The organism is Campylobacter sp. CNRCH_2016_3089, from assembly GCF_025772505.1.
Classification (GTDB): Bacteria; Campylobacterota; Campylobacteria; order Campylobacterales; family Campylobacteraceae; genus Campylobacter_D; species Campylobacter_D lari_D.
In genome coordinates, this window is the sequence record NZ_JAKMSF010000035.1 from 1 (window position 1) to 1,652 (window position 1,652).

Consider the following 1,652-nt stretch of genomic DNA (forward strand, 5'->3'; position numbering starts at 1 on the left):
CCCTCAGTTTCCAAACATTAACTATCAAAGAGCATAATTACACTTGTAAAAGCAAACATTCATAGATAACTCCTTAGTTTTTAAAGATCTAGTTTCAAACTAGATCTTTAAAGATAATTCAATCTATAAATACAACCCTTTAATATATTTTTATCGTTTTTATTTACTTTAAGAATTCTTATATAAAACTATGCTATAATACAAGCCATAGTTTTAATTTTAATAAGGAGAATTCTCATGAAACTAGTTAAACTTAGTTTAGTAGCAGCTTTAGCTGCAGGTGCTTTTTCAGCAGCTAATGCTGTTTCACTTGAAGAAGCTATAAAAGATGTTGATGTATCAGGAATGTTCAGATATAGATTTGAATCTGATAGAAGAGATATTGGTAACACAATTGTAGATGGTTATAACAACTCTAAAGAAAACAAACACAGATTTAAATCTCAATTAAATTTCAAAGCAGCTTTAGATGATAACTTCAAAGCTTTTGTTCAATTCCAATACAGCACAAATGAAGCTGGCTTTGGTACAGGCAATGGAACAAACACTCACGATACTTTCGCTGTTCAACAAGCTTACTTAGAATACACTAATGAAGCTTATGCTACAAGCGTAACTTTTGGTAAAATGGAAGTTGGTTCTATTTGGACTGATGATTTAGTAGGAACAGGAGCTAAAGTAGTAAACACTTCTATTGAAGGTTTAACTTTTGCAGGTTACTGGTTTGATAGCTTTAATGCTGAAGATGATGGTGACACTGCTGCTACTTTGAACGATAGAACAAATAACAACGGACAAAGTTTCCCTGTTATCAACATGGCTAAATCTTCATTATATGGTGCTGCTATATTAGGTGATTTTGATCCATTTGCGTTCCAATTATGGGCTGCTTATTCAAATAACTATGCATTCTTATACGCAGTAGATGCTAGCTATAAATTTGCATTCAATGATGCTAATTTCAAAATCCAAGCTCAATACTTAGGAAATAGTGTAGATAGTGACACAGAAAAACGCTTAAATGCTGATAACGCTAACTTCTATGCTGCTCAATTACAAGGACAAATTTCTGCTTTTGATTTCCAAGCAGGTATTGTTGGCTATGGTGAAAAAGATAAAAATACTATTGTTGTATTAGAAGATAAAGGTAGAATAATCGCTCCAGGTGAACAAATTTTCTATTCTCACGGTAGTAGATTAACCGGAGATATGGGTGAAAACTTCTTCTATTTTGCAGGTTTAGGTTATACTTTTGCTGAAACTGTTAGAGTAGGATTTGACTATATCGGTGGTAAAACTGAATATGCAGCAGGTGCTGAAACAGATAAAAATGAATATATCGCAAGAGTATCTTATGCATATAGCCCAAAACTTACATTTAGTGGCTTCTATTCTTACTTAACTGAAGATTTCAATAAAGCTGGTGTTCATGATAGCGATGATCAATTCATCAGACTTGAAGCTCTATACAAATTCTAATTATAAAAGCTAAGCCAAAAGGCTTAGCTTACTATATCTAAAATTATCTCTTCTTTTAATCCTTGTATCTTGATTTCTTTTATTTTTAAATCATTAGGTAGATTTTCAAGCAAAGCTTCTTTATTATGTATATTTTTACTTGCTAATACTCTTAGCATTTTACCCCTATAAGC

At 31.9% G+C, this 1,652-nt stretch carries 1 protein-coding gene; it reads left to right on the forward strand.

What is annotated here, in order from left to right:
• Positions 1 to 237: 237 nt before the first annotated feature.
• Positions 238 to 1,479 (forward strand): major outer membrane protein, encoded by a 1,242-nt coding sequence (locus L8W69_RS09095; protein WP_263666980.1) that lies wholly within the window; start codon positions 238 to 240, stop codon positions 1,477 to 1,479.
• Positions 1,480 to 1,652: the final 173 nt, after the last annotated feature.